A 17197-nucleotide genomic window follows, 5' to 3' on the forward strand; every position below is an offset into this window, starting at 1 on the left:
CTCTCCCCGTAACGGGGAGAGGAGTTGAACAGCTACCCAAACTTCCCGGCCTGGAAATCAGCATAGGCCTGGTGGATTTCCTCGACCGTGTTCATGACGAAGGGGCCGTGCGCCACGATCGGTTCGCGTAAGGGTTCGGCGTGACCGAACAGCACGACCGAATCCGTCGTCGCTTCGATATCAATCAGGTCGCCTTCGCCAAATTCGACCAGTTGCCATCTGGCGGCGTCGACGCCATTCACCGCCACGTCACCACGCGCCACATAAAAGAAGATGTCGCGACCGGTCAGACCCTCGAACACAACGCGGCCCTCGGCCTTGAGCTCAAGCGTTGTCATGAAGATGCCGGTCAGGGATGTAATCGGACCCGTCCGGCCCTGCCATTGCCCGGAGATCAGGTTGACCTTGGCGCGGCCTTCATCCGTCTCAATCGCCGGAATGGTTTCCTGTTGCACGCCCGTATAGGCGGGCGCCGTCAGCTTCAGCCGCGCCGGCAGGTTGACCCACAGCTGAAGAATCTCCATCGGCCCGCCGCTGCGCTTGAAGCGCTCCGGCGACACCTCTTCGTGGACCAGTCCGCTGCCGGCCGTCATCCACTGCACGCCGCCGGCTTCGATAATGCTCTCATGGCCGGCCGAGTCGCGGTGTGCCAGTTCGCCTTCGAGAATAAAGGTCACAGTCTCGAAGCCGCGGTGCGGATGCGGACCGAAGGGCAGGCCGCGATTATTGGGCGGATAGGTCTGCGGCCCATGGTGATTGAGAAACAGGAAGGCGCCGATATTGTTCAGCTCGCGCGACGGTATGGGTCTGCGGGTGACAAGATCGCCGATGTCATCTCGATAAGCGCCATGAAGACGCACAACAGGCTTCGGAGTCATGGCGGCTATCCTTTGAATGCGGCAATTGCCTGTGATATGGCGCGGCATGGACGCGCTTACAACCGCCTTTTACTGGCTGGACTACGCCGCCGTGGCCGTTTTCGCCGCCACGGGCGCGCTGGCGGCCGCGCATCGCAAGCACGACATCATCACCTTCTGCTTCTTTGCCGCCATTACCGGCGTCGGCGGCGGGACGCTGCGCGACCTTTTGATCGGCGCGCCGGTCTTCTGGGTCAGCCGCCCGGGCTACATCGTCGTCAGCCTGGTCGCGGCCCTCATCGTCTGGCTGATGGGGCGGCGCGGCTGGCGGTTTCGCGCCCTGTTGTGGCTAGATGCCCTGGGCCTGGCCGCTTATGCGGTGGTGGGTACGGCCAAGGCGCTGAACCTTGGCGTGCCGGCCGTTTCGGCGGTCATCATGGGTGTGCTGACGACGACGTTTGGCGGTATTATTCGCGATGTCCTGGCCGGGGAGCCCAACCTTTTGCTGCGCCGGGAAATCTATGTGACGGCGGCGCTGTTGGGCGCCATCGTCTTCGCGGGGCTGCAGGGCCTGGGCCTGACTTTCTGGCCGTCGGCAGTCGCGGCGTTCATCGCGGCCTTCGGCCTGCGCGCCGCGGCCATCCGTTTCAACCTGGCCCTGCCCGGTTTTCCCGGCTCGAAGAGCCCGGTGGAATAGGCGCATAATAAGTTCGCGAAAATGGTTAATAGGGTTTAGTCGTTCGCGGCCGCGTAATAGGTTAACGCGCGCCCATCAGGAGATTGCGACATGACCAGACCCGCCCTCATTCTTGGTATCTCTGCCGCGTTCGTACTGTCCTTTCTGCCGCTGGCCGCGTCGGCCGGCGCGGCTTATTCCAGCAACCACCGTCCCGCCCAATGGCAGCGCGCGCACGACGGCCAAGGCGTGATGCGCGTCTATGGCGGCGACGCGTACCGCGCGCCCGAGGCCTATACCGGCGGCGAATTCCGTGGCGGACTGGACGTCCAGACCGCGCATGACGATGCCGACTACCGGGACGAAGCGTACCGTGAAACGCGTTACGCGGACGAATATTACGAAGACGCCAACCGTTACGCTGCACCGTGCCGGTCGGTGTGCGTGACGGCCTATGCGCCTCCTCCGCCACCGCCATGTGCCACCGAAGTTCGCCGCGAGGTCGGCTATACGGCGCCGCGCGTCGTCTCGCGCGCCGTCGTGGTCGAAAACGAAAGGCATGAATATTACCAGTCGTCGCATGCTTATAGCGATCAACGCTATGATGCTCGTCATGACGACTGCCCCTGCCGCAGCGGTCACTATCGCGATGCGGAACATGATGACCGTTATGACGACCGCTACGATGATCGCTATGTCGGCCAGGGGCGGGACGTGTTCGGCCGCTACTGATCCGCCAGGCTGGGCGGGGTCACGAACCTTATTGCGAAAAAATCCGCGATCGGCGTAACCGTAGCGGTCAGGAAGCCGTATATAGACGGCTACGCATGAAAGGACCGCGCAATGACCCCGTCCGCAGATTCCCCTTCTTCCGCTGCCAGGTCTTCACTGGGATTCGACCTGACCCCGCCGACCGCCGATGAGATCACGGCGCTGGCCGCCCGGCTCGATCCGGAGGCGCGGCGCATCCTGCTCAATCACGGCACCGAACCGCCCTTCTGCGGCAGATTCGATGAATACGAAGAGGAGGGGACCTATGTCTGTAACCTCTGCGGCCTGCCGCTGTTTTCGTCGCGCGCCAAGTTCCATTCCGGCTCCGGCTGGCCGAGCTTCTTCGAATGCATCGACGCCGACCATATCCGGAATATTCGCGACACCTCGCACGGCATGATACGCATCGAAATCCGCTGCGGCCGCTGCGATTCGCACCTGGGCCACGTCTTCGAGGACGGCCCGCGCCCTACAGGCCTGCGCTATTGCCTGAACTCGGTTGCCATGGATTTTGTTGCCGAAGGACATCCATTGCCGGACCGTCTGCTACGTGGCGCGCCCGAAGGTGAAGTTATTCAGGCGTCCGGCGCGTAAGCGAGAAATTCACGTTTTTGCCCCATGATGTGTCGAATCTGAGGACGCGCGAAAAGCGTCCTATCGAATCGGTGGCAGAATGCAGAAGTTGTTCTCGGGTTGGCGTATCGAGCCCAAGGCGCGCACCTTGTTTGGTCTGGTGGCGCTGGGGTGCGTCGGTTTCATTGTGGCGATCATCGCGCTGATGTACTCGTCGCTGGCCGTCGTGACTGACAAGGCGAATGAAATCTACGCTGTCCGCTCGATCGAATCCGTTCAGGGCGCGATCCAGACGACCATTGAACGCATGACCTCCCAGGTCGAGGACAACACCCTTTGGGACGATGCCGTCGCGCACCTTTATGCGCCCAAACTGGACCGGAAGTGGGTCTATTCGACCTGGGGCGCCGTGGCCCAGGACGATTACGGCTATGATGGCGTCTACGTTCTCGACGAGAACTTCCGCGTTCTTGAAGGTTACCGCAACGGCCAACGGCAGCCCGACGCCGACCTCGCTATGTTCGGCAATGGATTTGCGTCCCTGATCGGGCTGCATGGCGAAGCCCTTCGCTCCGGCGCCCATCCGGTCTCAGGCCTGACCTACATGAAGGACGGCGTCGCTATTGTCGGCATCAGCCTGGTCCGCCCGACCAAGGGCGTCCTGACCGGTCACGGCGCCACCAAACGCTATCTGGTCATGACGCGCCACATGTCGGCGGCCATGCTGACGGACCTGTCCGAAACCTTTCGCATCGACGGCATCAAGCTGACGCCGACGACGAATTCGGCCGAGCCTTACCTCCGGCTTGTCGACGCCAGCAACCAGGAGGTCGGCCGCCTGACCTGGATCCTGCGCCAGCCGGGCGTGGAAGCCGTTCGCGCGGCCAGCTCGCATATCCAGATGATCGCTTGGCTGATCGGTGGCGTCGTCCTGCTGGTCTTCGGCATCGCCGGTTACAGCCTCTTCAGGCTGGCCAAGAACGAACAGGTGGCGCGGACCTTCGCCCTGACCGATAATCTCAGCGGCCTGCCCAACCGCCGGGCGCTGTTTGAACGCCTGCAGAAGTTCGGCGCCATGCGCGGACCGGTGCATAAATGCGTGGTCTTCATCGACCTCGACGGATTCAAGGATGTCAATGACGTCTACGGCCATTCGACGGGCGACAAGCTGATCATGATCGTCGCGGCGGCGCTGAAGGAATTCCTGCCCAAGGACGGCGTCCTGGCCCGCATGGGTGGCGACGAGTTCGCCATGCTGCTGGGCGGCAAGCACGCTGACCAAGACTGTCAGATTTTCGCCGAACAGGCCCTGGCCTTCCTGACCAAGCCGATCAAGATCGGGGAACGCACGGTCCAGATTGGCGCCAGCATCGGTATCGCCGCCGGTGACCTGAAGACCTGCCGCAGCCAGGAGCTGTTCCGCCGCGCCGACATGGCGATGTACCATTCAAAGAGCACCGGCAAGGCGCGCATCACCTGGTACGACGGCGAGCTTGATGCCGCCCGGATGCGCAAGCAAGCCCTCGAGACCGGCATGCGCAATGGTCTGACACGCGACGAGTTCGATGTCGTCTATCAGCCGATCGTCGATGCGCGCACGCAAGGCGTGATCGCCGTCGAAGCCCTGGTCCGCTGGCCGCGCCGCCCCGAAGGCGAGCTTTTCCCTGACCAGTTCATTTCCCTGGCTGAGTCCAGCGGCCTGATCCATCCGCTGGGTCAGTTCGTGCTGCGCAAGGCGTGCCAGGACGTCCTGCACATGCCGGGGCTTCGCCTGAGCGTCAATATCTCGCCGGCGCAATTCCGTGATGCCGAATTTGAAAGCAAGGTCGCAGGCATCCTGGCCGAGACCGGCTTCCCGGCCGAGCGTCTGGAGCTGGAGGTGACCGAAGGCTACCTGATCGAAAACCCGGACCGGGCGATCGCCGCCGTCGGCACGCTGAAGGCGCTGGGCGTTTCGATCGCGCTTGACGATTTCGGCACGGGCTATTCCAGCATCGGTTACCTGCGCCGTTATAACTTCGACAAGATCAAGATCGACAAGTCGCTGGCCGGCAAGGTCGATCGCGATCCGCAGGCCGCCGCGCTCGTCGCCGGCACGGTCAATATCGCCAACGCGCTTGGCCTGGCCGTGACGGCCGAAGGCGTCGAGACCGAAGATCACGTGCGCCTGCTGAAACTCGCGGGCTGTCACTTCCTGCAGGGCTATTATTTCAGCCGCCCCAAGAGCCTTGCTGATCTTCACAACCTGCTTGCCGCCCGTGCGGTGGCTTAATCACGGCAGGTTGACAGCCGCCAGGACCGCCCTGAACTGGGCGGCATCCCTGCGCCTCAGGTCGAGCAGGTCCTCGACCAGCCGGTCCTGCCGCGTCTGGCGCGCCTCTGTCTTTTCCCGATCGATGCGCGCCTTCAGTTCCATGAGGTCGGTGACGCACCTGTCTTTCGACAGGGCGGGGTCTGTCTCAACCTCGCGCTCGATCAGCAGCGCGACTACGTCCATCACCCGACCGATCTGCCGGCCGTAAGAGTCCTGGGCCAGTATGCGTCGCTCGGTGTCGGGCGCCGAGGAATTGGCTTCGTTGATTGTCGTGGAGAAGGTGATCGGCAGGATCGGCTGCTCCAGTTTTTCGGGTGCGAGATTCGGCCATATGGGCCAGAAGGCGGACATCGGCGGCATGGAAAACTCCTGGTTGAGGCGGCTCCACTATAACCCGCACGGCGGCTCTTGGCTTTGTAAACCTGAATTTTGCGGTTTCCGCTGCGAATGAGACGCAGCTGGATGTCCTTATTTTTGTGTGATGGTCTACATATAAATATAAGGTATTCAATAATCTCATAAAAATTATAATCCGTATAAGGATTAAAATTACGGACTCAAATTTCAGTGAAAATACTCCGTTAGCTGACAAAATTCACTTGAAAATCACAAAAAAAGGCGCAGCCTGAGAGGGCAGTATTCAGGCTGTGCCCGGAACAGGCGTTACGCCCAAGACCAAAAAAACCGGAGTGAAACCCTATGATGAAATCTGTTGTCCTTGCCTCATTGACCCTTGCGGGCCTCACCCTGGCGTCCAGTCCGGCGTGGGCCGAATGCGACGGCCGCCAGGAGGAAATGGTCGGCCGCGCCATCGCGCAGAAGGTCGAGAAGAATATCCCGGCTGAGGAACGTCAGGGGGCGCGCGCGATCGATCTGGACCGCTGCGAAGGCGGCAGCACCAAGTTCCGCGCCAAGTTCCGTTATCACGTCGAACGCGATGGTCAGAAGACCTGGGTGGTTGAAGGCGAAGCCAACGGCAAGGATGACACTGTTAGCAATGTGCGCGTCGTCCGCTCAGCGCCGGAAACGCCACGTCAGTACGCCCGCGCCGACAACTGGTAAAAAAAGGCGGCGCTCCTTATGGGGCGCCGCCAGTTTATCTGGATCTTGAGTTCCCGCGCTTAGAGCGGGAACTGATAAGCCGTCTTGACGATCGTGTAGAATTCCTTGGCGTAGGCGCCTTGTTCGCGCGGGCCGAAGGATGAGGCTTTGCGGCCGCCGAACGGCACGTGGTAGTCGACGCCGGCGGTCGGCAGGTTGACCATGACCATGCCCGACTGGATGCGACGCTTGAAGGTCTCGGCGGCCTTCAGCGACTTGGTGCAGATGCCGGCCGACAGGCCCATTTCGGTGTCGTTGGCGACCTTGATGGCCTCTTCCAGGTCCTTGACGCGGATGACCGAAGCGACCGGGCCGAAGACCTCTTCCTTGTTGATCGCCATGTCGGGCGAGGTCTTGTCGATCAGGGTCGGAGCATAATAGTAGCCAGGCGTGCCGAACGTCAGGTCTTCGCCACCGGCGACGACGACGCCGCCTTCGGACTTGGCCTTGGCGACCGCGTCACGGGCGATGTCGAGTTGCTCCTGCGAAGCGATCGGGCCCATCTGGACGCCGTCGGCGCGGCTGTCGCCCACCTTGATCGCCTTGGTGGCGGCGGCGAGCGCTTCGACGAACTTGTCGGCGATGCCTTCGGTGACGATGATGCGCGACGAGGCCGTGCAGCGGTGGCCCGACGAGAAGAAGGACGAGTTCAGCACCGAGTTGACGGCATTGTCGAGATCGGCATCGTCGAGGACGACGACCGGGTTCTTGCCGCCCATTTCGCACTGGACGCGCTTGCCCTTGGCGACGGCCTGGTCGCGGACGCGCGTGCCGGTCGGCACCGAGCCGGTGAAAGAGATGGCGTCACAGCCGTCGATCATCAGCGGGCCGGCGACAGAGCCGCGGGCAAACACAACGTTCAGCACGCCCTTGGGTAGGCCGGCGCGGTTCAGGATGTCGGCCAGTTCCCAGGCGCAGGCCGGGGTCAGTTCGGCGGGCTTGCAGACGACCGTGTTGCCAAAGGCAATGGCAGGCGCCATCTTCCAGGCCGGGATGGCGATCGGGAAGTTCCACGGGCAGATCAGACCGATGACGCCGACGGGCTCACGGGTGATCTCGACCTTGACGCCCGGACGGACCGAGTCAAGGACTTCGCCATGGGCGCGCAGCGCTTCGCCGGCGAAATATTTGAAGATGTGACCGGCGCGGGTGACTTCGCCGATGCCTTCCGGCAGGGTCTTGCCTTCTTCGCGCGACAGAAGCGCGCCGAGTTCGGCCTTGCGGGCAAGAATCTCGGTGCCGGCATTATCGAGCACGTCGAAGCGCTGCTGCGGCGTCGAGAACTGCCAGGTTTCAAAAGCGGCCTTGGCGGCGGCGATGGCGGCCTTGACTTCGGCTTCGCCGGCGGTCGAGTAAACGCCGATGATGTCGTTGGTGTCCGACGGATTGATATCGTTGAAGGTCTTGTCGGTGGTGACCCACTCACCGTTGATCAGGTTGCCTTTAGTGGAAATTTGGCCTTGGGTATCCGGCATGGTGGCTCCTCACGATGTGATGTTTTGGGCTCTATAGGACACTATGTTAGCGCTCACAAGGGTCATATAGGCGGGCGTGACGGCGCCTATATAGTCAGACAAATGCCGTTTGTAACCCCTTATTGTCCTGTCGCGTATCTCTTTCCGAAAACCGCTATACACTTTTGAAGGTGCGCATAACACGGTGCGCTGTGAAACCTTGGGTAACGCCTTTTGAGGTGCATTCTGAGCGGGGGCTGTTTAAAGCCCGAAATCAAATAGTTACCGATCAAAGGCGCTTCTCATGGCTATTCCGTTTATCGACCTCGGCATTCAGCGTCAACGTATCGGCGCGGCGATCGAAGCCTCAGTGCTCAAGGTCATCAACCACGGCGCCTATATCATGGGCCCGGAAGTCCGCGCCTTCGAAGCCGACATGAACGTCTTCGCCAAATCGAAGCACTGCCTGTCGTGCGCCAATGGCACCGACGCCATAGAGCTGATCCTGCTGGGGCTGGGCGTAGGCCCAGGTGATGCGGTCTTCGTGCCGGCCTTTACCTTCGTGGCCACGGCCGAAGTCGTGCCGATGACCGGCGCAGAGCCGGTCTTTGTCGATATCGAACCCGACACCTACAATATCGATGTCGCCAAGCTCGACGCGGCCATCGAGGCCGTCAGCAAGGAAGGCCGGCTGAAGCCCGCCGCCATCATTGCCGTCGACCTGTTTGGCCAGCCCGCCGACTATCCGGCGCTGTCGGCCATCGCGAAGAAGCATGGCCTGCCGCTGATCTCGGACGCGGCGCAAGGGTTTGGCGGCACGATCAATGGCCGGCAGTCGCTGGAATGGTGCGTTGCAACCGCGACCAGCTTCTATCCGGCCAAGCCACTCGGCTGCTATGGCGACGGCGGCGCGGTGGTGACCAATGACGACGCCCTGATGGAGCGCATGGTGTCGTTCCGCGTCCACGGCGGCGCCACGGCGACCGACATGGCCGAGCACAAATTCGATCATGAGGCCAAGTACCTCAATGTCCGCGTCGGTATGAATTCGCGCCTCGACACCATCCAGGCGGCGGTGCTGATCGAAAAGCTGCGCATCTTCGGTGAAGAAATCGATATGCGTCAGAAGGTTGCCGCGCGCTATAACGCCTTGCTGGCCGGAAAGGTGGCGAGCGTGCCATTCGTGAAAGACCGCTTTGTCTCGACCTGGGCGCAGTACACGATCGAGCACGAAAACCGTGACGCGCTCCAGGTTCATCTTCGCAATGCCGGCGTGCCGACGGCGGTCTATTATCCGATCCCGCTGCACCAGCAACCGGGCTACGCCATGTTCCAGGGCGGTCCGCGCGACCTTGGTGTGTCGGAAGCCAAGGCGAAAACCGTCATCAGCCTGCCGTTCAGCCCCTATCTCGACGAGGCGACCCAGGACCAGATTATTGCGGCTGTAACCGCATTCGGCGGGTAATTGTGCCCTAACAGGGTGGTTTTGGCGCAAATTTTTACCTGAGCGATAACCATTTTTGCCACCAATTGAGAAAATTTCTCAAAAAATGTCGGAGCGCAGGAAAAATTTCACTTTGACTCCGCTGAGAGTCTTGCTATGGACTGAAAAAATAACGTCACATTTCGCACCTGCACACTGACCGAAGACTCGGTGCGCATTGTGCTGTGGCTGTGGGCTAGGGATATCGGCGACAGATGACAGTAGCTTCGGCAATAGCTTCGGCAAGCGCGCAAGGCAGTGCAGTGGCGGTGACTCCGGCCGCGACGGCTACGGCTATGCCGCAATTGCTGGCGCATCAGAAAGTCCTGGAGCTGAACAACGGCGATGCCGGCTGGATGATCGTCGCCACCTGCCTGGTCCTGTTCATGACCCTGCCGGGCCTGGCCCTGTTCTACGGCGGCATGGTCCGCAAGAAGAACCTGCTATCGACCCTGGCGCAATCGGTCGCCGTGACCGCCGTCGCCACCATCCTGTGGATCCTGGTCGGCTATTCGCTGGCCTTCGGCGTTGCGCCGGGCGCGGCCAATCAATTTATCGGCAGCTTCGATGCCGTCCTGCTCAAGGGCGTGACGACCTCGACCGCCTATTCGGCCGCGCCGCACCTGCCGGAATTCCTGTGGATCGCGTACCAGATGACGTTCGCGATCATCACGCCGGCGCTGATCGCCGGTGCGATCGCCGAACGCATGAAGTTCTCGGCCTTTGTCTTGTTCACCGCGCTGTGGTCGCTGCTGGTCTATGCGCCGGTCTGTCACTGGGTGTGGGGCGGCGGCTTCCTCGGCGCCATGGGGGTCCTCGACTTTGCCGGCGGCGCCGTCGTCCACGTCAATTCGGGTGTCGCGGGCCTGGTCTGCGCCCTGGTTCTCAAGCCGCGCCGTGGCTTCGGCCGCGACAACATGGCCCCGCATAACCTGGGCTATACGATGATTGGCGCCTCGATGCTGCTGGTCGGCTGGATCGGCTTCAATGCCGGCTCGGAATGGGCGGCGGACGGCCTGGCCGCGGTCGCCATGCTGAACACCATCGTCGCCGCCATGACCGGCATCATCGGCTGGATCGTGCCGGAGTGGATCGAGCGCAAGCAGCCGACCCTGCTGGGCATGCTGTCGGGTCTGGTCGCCGGTCTGGTCGCGATTACGCCGGCCGCGGGCTTCGTCGGCCCGGGCGGCGCCATGCTGATCGGCCTGATCACAGGCCCGATCTGCTATGTCGCCTCGACCTACATCAAGAACATGTTCAAGTACGACGACAGCCTGGATGCTTTCGGCGTCCACGGCGTGGGCGGCTTTACGGGCGCCCTGCTGACAGCCGTGTTTGTCGATACAACGATCAATACAGGCGAAGCCGCCGCCAATGCCACCATCGTAAAACAGTTCATCGGACTGGTGGTGGTGGTCGGCTGGAGCGCGGTTCTCACCTTCCTCATCCTGATGGTCTGCAAGTACACAACAGGCCTGCGCGTGACAGAGGAAGAGGAAATCGAAGGCCTCGACATGTCGCAACACGGGGAGACCCTGCACTAAGGAAAAGCAGGGTTCAAAGGCCGGAAAAATGGCTCCCCCTCGATGCGACGAAAGTCCGCCGAGGGGGTTTGCATGTCATGCTCCCGGAACTTGACCTCACATTTGGCAGGGTCTTTGCCATCAAAGTCTGACTCCTCAAGGTCATTCCGTGGTAGAAGGCTTACCCGCCAGACAATGAAATTGGTATCTTTTGATATCGCAACGGCATTTTTGCCATCAGACCGGAAAAACCGGCGGGGTGAAAAGGCGAGACTACGGAATTCACTTTCCCAGGCGTGGCTTTTCCGCTTTTGGAACGCGCGTGGATAGCGCCGGGACTTCACCCGGAAGTAAGTAAGAAGGCAGTTGGCCATGACCGGCGAAACGAACCGCTTTGTGATCGAGAAGAAGAAGACCCCGCAGAAGACGGATGCGAAGACACGCATCACAAACTTCAACGAGATCTATGCCGACTTCAAGACAACAGAAGCGTCGCATCAGTCGTCGCGTTGCGCCCAGTGCGGCGTACCCTTCTGCCAGCACGGCTGCCCGTTGCAGAATAACATCCCCGACTGGCTGCGCCTGACGGCCGAAGGCCGGATCGAAGAGGCTTACCTGATCTCGTCGGCGACCTCGACCCTGCCGGAAATCTGCGGCCGCATCTGTCCGCAGGACCGCCTGTGCGAAGGCTCCTGCGTGCTTGAACAATCCGGCTGGGAAAACGTCACGATCGGCAGCGTCGAGCGCTATATCAACGACATGGCGTTCGAAAACGGTTGGATTGAGCCTATTCAGCCGGATGTCGAACGCAGCCAGTCGATCGGCATCATCGGTTCGGGCCCGGCCGGCATCGCCGCCGCCGACCGCCTGCGCACGCTCGGCTACAAGGTCAGCATCTATGACCGCTACGACCGTCCGGGCGGCCTTTTGACCTACGGCATTCCGTCGTTCAAGCTGGAAAAGCACGTCGTCGCCCGCCGCACCGACCGCCTGGCCCAGTCGGGCGTCGAATTCGTCATGAACTGCGATATCGGCAACGACGTCACCTTCGAAGAGCTGCGTGACAAGCACGATGCCATCCTGGTCGCCACCGGCGTCTACAAGGCGCGCCGCCTGAGCGTGCCGGGCTGCGGCTCCAAGGGTGTGGTCGCCGCGCTCGACTACCTGATCACCGCCAACAAGGTCGGTTTCGGTGACGAGATCGAAGACTTCACCTCGGGCCGCCTTAACGCCAAGGGCAAGACCGTCGTGGTCGTCGGCGGCGGCGATACCGCCATGGACTGCGTGCGCACCGCGACGCGCCAGGGCGCCAAGGCCGTCACCTGCGTCTACCGCCGCGATCGCGCCAACATGCCGGGCTCCGACCGCGAAGTGTCGAACGCCGAAGAAGAAGGCGTGCGTTTCGAATGGCTGTCGGCGCCCAAGGCCGTGCTCGGCGACGCCGAAACGGTCGAGGGCATCAAGATCCAGCGCATGCGTCTGACGACGCCGGACGCGCAGGGCCGCCAGGGCATCGAAGACATCCACGGTGCCGAAAACGATCTGCCGGCCGACCTGATCATCGAAGCGCTCGGCTTCGAGCCGGAAAACCTGCCGGTCATGTTCAACGAGCCAGGCCTCGAAGTCACGCGCTGGGGCACGATCCGCGTTATGGCGGGCGAGTTCCAGACCATGGTGCCGGGCGTGTTCGCCGCTGGCGACATCGTGCGCGGCGCTTCGCTCGTCGTCTGGGCCGTTCGTGAAGGCCAGGACGCCGCTGCCGACATCCACCACTATCTGAAGACCCAGTTGCTTGCTGCCGCCAACGATGGCGATGCCCAGCTCGCGGGAGTTGCCGAATAATGACCCAGTTTGACTCGTACCAGCACTACCTCTCGCAGCGTCAGGCCCTGATCGACGGCAACGCTTACGATCCGGCCATGGAACGCGACGCCTGTGGCGTCGGCGTCGTCTGTTCGATCGATGGCACGCCGCGCCGCGACGTCGTCGAACTGGCCGTCAAGGCGCTCAAGGCCCTGTTCCACCGGGGTGCGGTCGATGCCGACGGCAAGTCGGGCGACGGCGCCGGCATCATGATCAACGTGCCGCAGGACTTCTTCCGTGAGCAGGTCCGCAATATCGGTCACAACCCGCGCTCGGGTCCGGTCCTGGTCGGACAGGTCTTCCTGCCGCGTTCGGACCTCGGCGCCCAGGAAGCCGCCCGGACCATCGTCGAGTCGGAAATTCTGCGCTCGGGCTTCTACCTCTACGGCTGGCGTCAGCCGCCGGTCGACGTGTCGCAATTGGGCCAGCGCGCCTCGGCGACGCGCCCGGAAATCGAGCAGATCATGATGGCCGCGCCGGAAGGCCTGTCGGGCGAAGCGCTGGAACGCGCCATGTTCCTCTGCCGCCGCCGCATCGAAAAGCGCGTCGATGAAGCCAATCTCGACTGCTATATCTGCTCCTTCTCGGCCAAGACCCTGATCTACAAGGGCATGTTCCGCGCCGAGCTGGTCGACGACTTCTATCTCGACCTCAAGGACCCGCGCATTGTCTCCAGCGTGGCCATCTTCCACCAGCGTTTCTCGACCAACACCTTCCCTGAATGGCGTCTGGCTCAGCCCTTCCGCATGCTGGCGCACAACGGGGAAATCAACACGCTGCGCGGCAACGTCAACTGGATGAAGTCGCACGAAATCCGCATGGCGGCCGCGACCTTCGGCGACAATGACCGCGACGTGAAGCCGGTCATCCAGCCGCGTGGTTCGGACTCCGCCGGTCTCGACAATGTCTACGAACTGCTGGTCCGCGCCGGCCGTTCGGCGCCGATGGCCAAGGCCCTGCTGATTCCGGAAGCCGTCGCCCAGAACACGACCGTGTCCGACGCCCACAAGGCGCTCTACGCCTACTGCAACGCCGTCATGGAGCCGTGGGACGGTCCGGCCGCTATCTGCGCCACCGATGGCCGCTGGGTTGTCGCCGGCAAGGACCGCAACGGCCTGCGCCCCTTGCGCGTCGCCGAAACCAATGACGGCCTGTTGATCGTTGGCTCCGAAGCCGGCATGACGGGCGTTTCCGAAGACCGCATTGCCCGCCGCATCCACATTGCGCCGGGCCGCATGATCGCAGTCGACCTCGAAGAAGGCCGCCTCTACCAGGAAAACGAAGTCGTCGACGCCCTGTCGTCGAAGAACGATTATAAGGCCTGGCTGGAAAACATCATCGAGCTGGAACCCTTGATCGCGCCGGGCCCTGAGCCGCGCGTCCTGCACGGCGAAGAGCTGGCGCGCCGCCAGATCGCCGCCGGCTTCACGCTCGAAGACCTCGACACGGTGCTCGATGCCATGGTCAAGGACGGCAAGGAAGCCATCGGCTCGATGGGCGATGACACGCCCCTGGCCGTGCTGTCGGAACAGTGGCGTCCGCTGGCGCACTATTTCCGCCAGAACTTCGCCCAGGTCACCAACCCGCCGATCGACCCGTTGCGCGAAGCCTCGGGCATGTCGCTGCGCACGCGCTTCAAGAACCTCGGCAACATCCTGGCCGAAGACGAAGCGCAGACCAACGTTTTCGTGCTCGAATCGCCCTTCCTGACGACGCTGATGTATGAGCGGATGATCCGTTTCGACAGCGCCGGCAAGGTCGCGACGCTCGACGCCACCTTCGCCTTGCCGCAAGACGGCGACGTCGCCGGCAATGGCCTGCGTGGTGCGCTGGAGCGCCTGCGGGACGAAGCCGTCGCCGCCGCCGAAGACGGCGCGTCGATGATCGTCCTGACCGACGAACAGCTGGGCACGGACAAGATCGGCGTGCCGATGATCCTGGCGGCCGCCGCCGTTCATTCGCGCCTGGTCGCGAAGGGCCTGCGTTCGTTCGTCTCGATCGTTGTGCGCTCGTCCGAAGCCATGGATCCGCACGCCTTCGCCGTCCTGGTCGGTGTCGGCGCCACGGCCATCAACCCTTACCTGTCGCTGGAACTGCTGCAGGAACGCCTGGCGCAGGGCCGCTATCCGGGCCTGGATGAGCACAAGGCCTTCCTGAACTACAAGAAGGCTATCGAAGCCGGCCTGATGAAGATCCTGGCCAAGAAGGGCATTTCGGTCATTTCGTCCTATCGCGGCGGCTATGAATTCGAAGCGTTGGGCCTGTCGCGGGCCCTGGTCGCCGAATACTTCCCGGGCGTGACCTCGCGCATCTCGGGCATCGGTCTGTCGGGCATCGAACAGAAGCTGTCGGAACTGCACGCCAAGGCCTTTGCCTCCAAGCGTCCGGTCCCGCACATCGGCGGCTTCTACAAGCTGCGCGCCGCCGGCGAGACCCACTACTATCAGCCGAAACTGATCCACCTGCTGCAGGATGCGACGACGCGCGACGACTACGAGACCTTCAAGACCTATTCGGGTCTGGTGGCCAAGATGTCGAAGACGGCGCCGACCTCGCCCCGTGACCTGCTGGCCATCCAGCCCAAGCAGGCGGCGATCGCCATCGAGGAAGTCGAAAGCGTCAACGAAATCCGCAAGCGCTTCGTCACGCCGGGCATGTCGCTGGGCGCGCTCTCTCCTGAGGCGCACGAGACGCTGAACATCGCCATGAACCGCATCGGCGCCCGTTCGGTGTCGGGCGAGGGCGGTGAGGATCCGGAACGCTATCAGCGCCGTCCGAACGGCGACAACCCGAACTCGGCCATCAAGCAGATCGCTTCGGGCCGCTTCGGCGTCACCGCGGAATACCTGAACCAGTGCCAGGAAATCGAGATCAAGGTCGCACAGGGCGCCAAGCCCGGCGAAGGCGGTCAGCTTCCGGGCTTCAAGGTCACGGAATTCATCGCCCGCATGCGTCACTCGACGCCGGGCGTTGGCCTGATCAGCCCGCCGCCGCACCACGACATCTACTCGATCGAAGACCTGGCGCAGCTGATCTATGACCTGAAGCAGATCAACCCGACCGCCCGCGTCACCGTCAAGCTGGTGTCGCAATCAGGCATCGGCGCGGTCGCCGCCGGCGTCGCCAAGGCCAAGGCCGACGCCATCCTGGTGTCGGGTCAGGTCGGCGGCACGGGCGCCTCGCCGCTGTCGTCGATCAAATTCGCCGGCCTGCCGTTCGAACTGGGCCTGTCGGAAGCCCACCAGGTGCTGACGCTCAATAACCTGCGCGGCCAGATCCGTCTGCGTGCGGACGGCGGCATGCGCACCGGCCGCGACATCGTCGTGGCGGCGCTCCTGGGCGCGGAAGAGTTCGGTATCGGCACGGCCTCGCTGGTCGCCATCGGCTGTCTGATGGTCCGCCAATGCCAGTCGAACACCTGCCCGGTCGGCGTCTGCGTCCAGGACGAACGCCTGCGCGCCAAGTTCACCGGCACGCCGGAAAAGGTCATCAACCTTTTCACCTTCATCGCCACCGAGGTGCGTGAAATCCTGGCGAGCCTGGGCCTGCGCACGCTTCAGGAGGCGGTCGGCCGCACCGATCTGCTCCAGCAGATTTCGCGCGGCGGCATCCACCTCGACGACCTCGACCTCAACCCGTTGCTGGTCAAGGTCGAGATGGACGAGAACGCCATCATCACCCTGCCGACCGAACGCAATGCCGTGGCCGACACGCTGGACGCCAAGATCGTCCAGGATGCGGCCTACGTGCTTCAGCGCAAGGAAAAGATGACCCTGACCTACGATGTGCGCAACACCATGCGCGCCATCGGCACGCGGACGTCGTCGCATCTGGTGCGCCAGTTTGGCTCGACGCTGGACGAAGGCCACCTGACTCTGGAACTGCGTGGTTCGGCCGGTCAGTCGCTCGGCGCGTTCGCCGTCAAGGGCCTGACCATCAACCTGATCGGCGAAGCCAACGACTATGTCGGCAAGGGCCTGTCGGGCGCGACCATCATCGTCCGCCCGAAGGTCTGGCATGAAGGCCAGGCGCTGGCCGGCAACACCATCCTTTACGGCGCGACCTCGGGCAAGCTGTTCGTCGCCGGTTCGGTCGGTGAGCGTTTCGCCGTCCGCAACTCGGGTGCGACCACCGTCATCGAAGGCGTCGGCGCGCACGGTTGCGAATACATGACCGGCGGCAAGGTCGTCATCCTGGGCAAGGTCGGCCAGAACTTCGGCGCCGGCATGACCGGTGGCGTCGCCTATGTCTACGACCCGGATGCGGCGCTGGCGTCATGCGTCAACGGTGAAGGCATCACGCTGCGTTCAGTGCCGGACGCCAATGTGGCGGGCCTCAAAGGCCTGATCACCGAGCACTACGAGAAGACCCTGTCGCCCAAGGCCAAGACCCTGCTCGACGACTGGGATAACAGCCTGAAGGCCTTTGTCGAGATCATGCCGAATGAGATACTGGCGATCCAGCAGAAGCAAGCCAAGATAGCGTAGCCGCCCGCCCTGATGGGCTGCAAACCGCAGTCTCGCTGCGATACGATGCTCACGTACTCAAGTACGCTCCGCTTCGTTTCTCGCAAGCCTACGAT

Annotated in this window: 12 protein-coding genes; 9 read left to right on the forward strand and 3 right to left on the reverse strand. The window is 62.6% G+C overall.

The window, feature by feature from the left end:
• Positions 1 to 32 precede the first annotated feature (32 nt).
• Positions 33 to 878 (reverse strand): pirin family protein, encoded by an 846-nt coding sequence (locus tag J2X24_RS13595; protein WP_209722528.1) that lies wholly within the window; start codon positions 876 to 878, stop codon positions 33 to 35.
• A gap of 46 nt (positions 879 to 924) precedes the next feature.
• On the opposite strand from J2X24_RS13595, the gene J2X24_RS13600 reads away from it, so the two are divergent.
• The 4 genes from J2X24_RS13600 to J2X24_RS13615 all read left to right on the forward strand — a co-directional run bounded on the left by J2X24_RS13600 (position 925) and on the right by J2X24_RS13615 (position 5149).
• Entirely contained in the window at positions 925 to 1554 is a 630-nt protein-coding gene (locus J2X24_RS13600; RefSeq protein ID WP_404977828.1) for a trimeric intracellular cation channel family protein, read from the forward strand.
• 90 nt (positions 1555 to 1644) lie between these two features.
• A complete protein-coding gene (locus J2X24_RS13605; protein ID WP_209722531.1) occupies positions 1645 to 2265 on the forward strand; it encodes a hypothetical protein in 621 nt (206 codons plus the stop codon).
• Between the two features lie 111 nt (positions 2266 to 2376).
• Entirely contained in the window at positions 2377 to 2898 is a 522-nt protein-coding gene (gene msrB / locus J2X24_RS13610; RefSeq protein ID WP_209722534.1) for a peptide-methionine (R)-S-oxide reductase MsrB, read from the forward strand.
• A 79-nt stretch (positions 2899 to 2977) separates the two neighbouring features.
• Positions 2978 to 5149, forward strand: a complete 2172-nt coding sequence (locus J2X24_RS13615) for a bifunctional diguanylate cyclase/phosphodiesterase (protein WP_209722537.1) — start codon at positions 2978 to 2980, stop codon at positions 5147 to 5149.
• Here J2X24_RS13615 and J2X24_RS13620 read toward each other — a convergent pair whose 3' ends face one another.
• Positions 5150 to 5551 (reverse strand): hypothetical protein, encoded by a 402-nt coding sequence (locus tag J2X24_RS13620; protein WP_209722540.1) that lies wholly within the window; start codon positions 5549 to 5551, stop codon positions 5150 to 5152.
• 339 nt (positions 5552 to 5890) lie between these two features.
• Here J2X24_RS13620 and J2X24_RS13625 point away from each other — a divergent pair, with 339 nt between their 5' ends.
• Positions 5891 to 6253, forward strand: coding sequence for a hypothetical protein (locus tag J2X24_RS13625; RefSeq protein ID WP_209722543.1), 363 nt, complete (start codon positions 5891 to 5893; stop codon positions 6251 to 6253).
• A gap of 59 nt (positions 6254 to 6312) precedes the next feature.
• Here J2X24_RS13625 and J2X24_RS13630 read toward each other — a convergent pair whose 3' ends face one another.
• Complete coding sequence (locus tag J2X24_RS13630) at positions 6313 to 7767, reverse strand: aldehyde dehydrogenase family protein (RefSeq protein ID WP_245344686.1); 1455 nt, start codon at positions 7765 to 7767, stop codon at positions 6313 to 6315.
• Positions 7768 to 8050: 283 nt separating this feature from the next.
• On the opposite strand from J2X24_RS13630, the gene J2X24_RS13635 reads away from it, so the two are divergent.
• From J2X24_RS13635 to gltB, 4 genes are all read left to right on the forward strand, one after another.
• A complete protein-coding gene (locus tag J2X24_RS13635; RefSeq protein ID WP_209722546.1) occupies positions 8051 to 9211 on the forward strand; it encodes a DegT/DnrJ/EryC1/StrS family aminotransferase in 1161 nt (386 codons plus the stop codon).
• Between the two features lie 233 nt (positions 9212 to 9444).
• Positions 9445 to 10773 (forward strand): ammonium transporter, encoded by a 1329-nt coding sequence (locus J2X24_RS13640; protein ID WP_209722549.1) that lies wholly within the window; start codon positions 9445 to 9447, stop codon positions 10771 to 10773.
• 351 nt (positions 10774 to 11124) lie between these two features.
• Positions 11125 to 12594, forward strand: a complete 1470-nt coding sequence (locus J2X24_RS13645) for an NAD(P)-dependent oxidoreductase (RefSeq protein WP_209722553.1) — start codon at positions 11125 to 11127, stop codon at positions 12592 to 12594.
• Positions 12594 to 17102, forward strand: coding sequence for a glutamate synthase large subunit (gene gltB / locus J2X24_RS13650; protein WP_209722556.1), 4509 nt, complete (start codon positions 12594 to 12596; stop codon positions 17100 to 17102). Before J2X24_RS13645 ends, gltB begins: the two co-directional genes overlap by 1 nt.
• The last annotated feature ends 95 nt before the right edge of the window (positions 17103 to 17197 follow it).

Origin of the sequence: Asticcacaulis solisilvae, from assembly GCF_017875235.1 — a bacterium.
GTDB lineage: Bacteria > Pseudomonadota > Alphaproteobacteria > Caulobacterales > Caulobacteraceae > Asticcacaulis > Asticcacaulis solisilvae_A.

Excerpts from the sequence above, each read along its gene's own strand:
- J2X24_RS13595 (WP_209722528.1), bottom strand. The coding sequence starts at position 878 with ATGACTCCGAAGCCTGTTGTGCGTCTTCATGGCGCTTATCGAGATGAC.
- J2X24_RS13630 (WP_245344686.1), bottom strand. The coding sequence starts at position 7,767 with ATGCCGGATACCCAAGGCCAAATTTCCACTAAAGGCAACCTGATCAAC.
- J2X24_RS13605 (WP_209722531.1), top strand. The coding sequence starts at position 1,645 with ATGACCAGACCCGCCCTCATTCTTGGTATCTCTGCCGCGTTCGTACTG.
- J2X24_RS13620 (WP_209722540.1), bottom strand. The coding sequence starts at position 5,551 with ATGCCGCCGATGTCCGCCTTCTGGCCCATATGGCCGAATCTCGCACCC.
- J2X24_RS13615 (WP_209722537.1), top strand. The coding sequence starts at position 2,978 with ATGCAGAAGTTGTTCTCGGGTTGGCGTATCGAGCCCAAGGCGCGCACC.
- J2X24_RS13645 (WP_209722553.1), top strand. The coding sequence starts at position 11,125 with ATGACCGGCGAAACGAACCGCTTTGTGATCGAGAAGAAGAAGACCCCG.
- J2X24_RS13625 (WP_209722543.1), top strand. The coding sequence starts at position 5,891 with ATGATGAAATCTGTTGTCCTTGCCTCATTGACCCTTGCGGGCCTCACC.
- J2X24_RS13640 (WP_209722549.1), top strand. The coding sequence starts at position 9,445 with ATGACAGTAGCTTCGGCAATAGCTTCGGCAAGCGCGCAAGGCAGTGCA.
- gltB (WP_209722556.1), top strand. The coding sequence starts at position 12,594 with ATGACCCAGTTTGACTCGTACCAGCACTACCTCTCGCAGCGTCAGGCC.
- J2X24_RS13635 (WP_209722546.1), top strand. The coding sequence starts at position 8,051 with ATGGCTATTCCGTTTATCGACCTCGGCATTCAGCGTCAACGTATCGGC.
- J2X24_RS13600 (WP_404977828.1), top strand. The coding sequence starts at position 925 with ATGGACGCGCTTACAACCGCCTTTTACTGGCTGGACTACGCCGCCGTG.
- msrB (WP_209722534.1), top strand. The coding sequence starts at position 2,377 with ATGACCCCGTCCGCAGATTCCCCTTCTTCCGCTGCCAGGTCTTCACTG.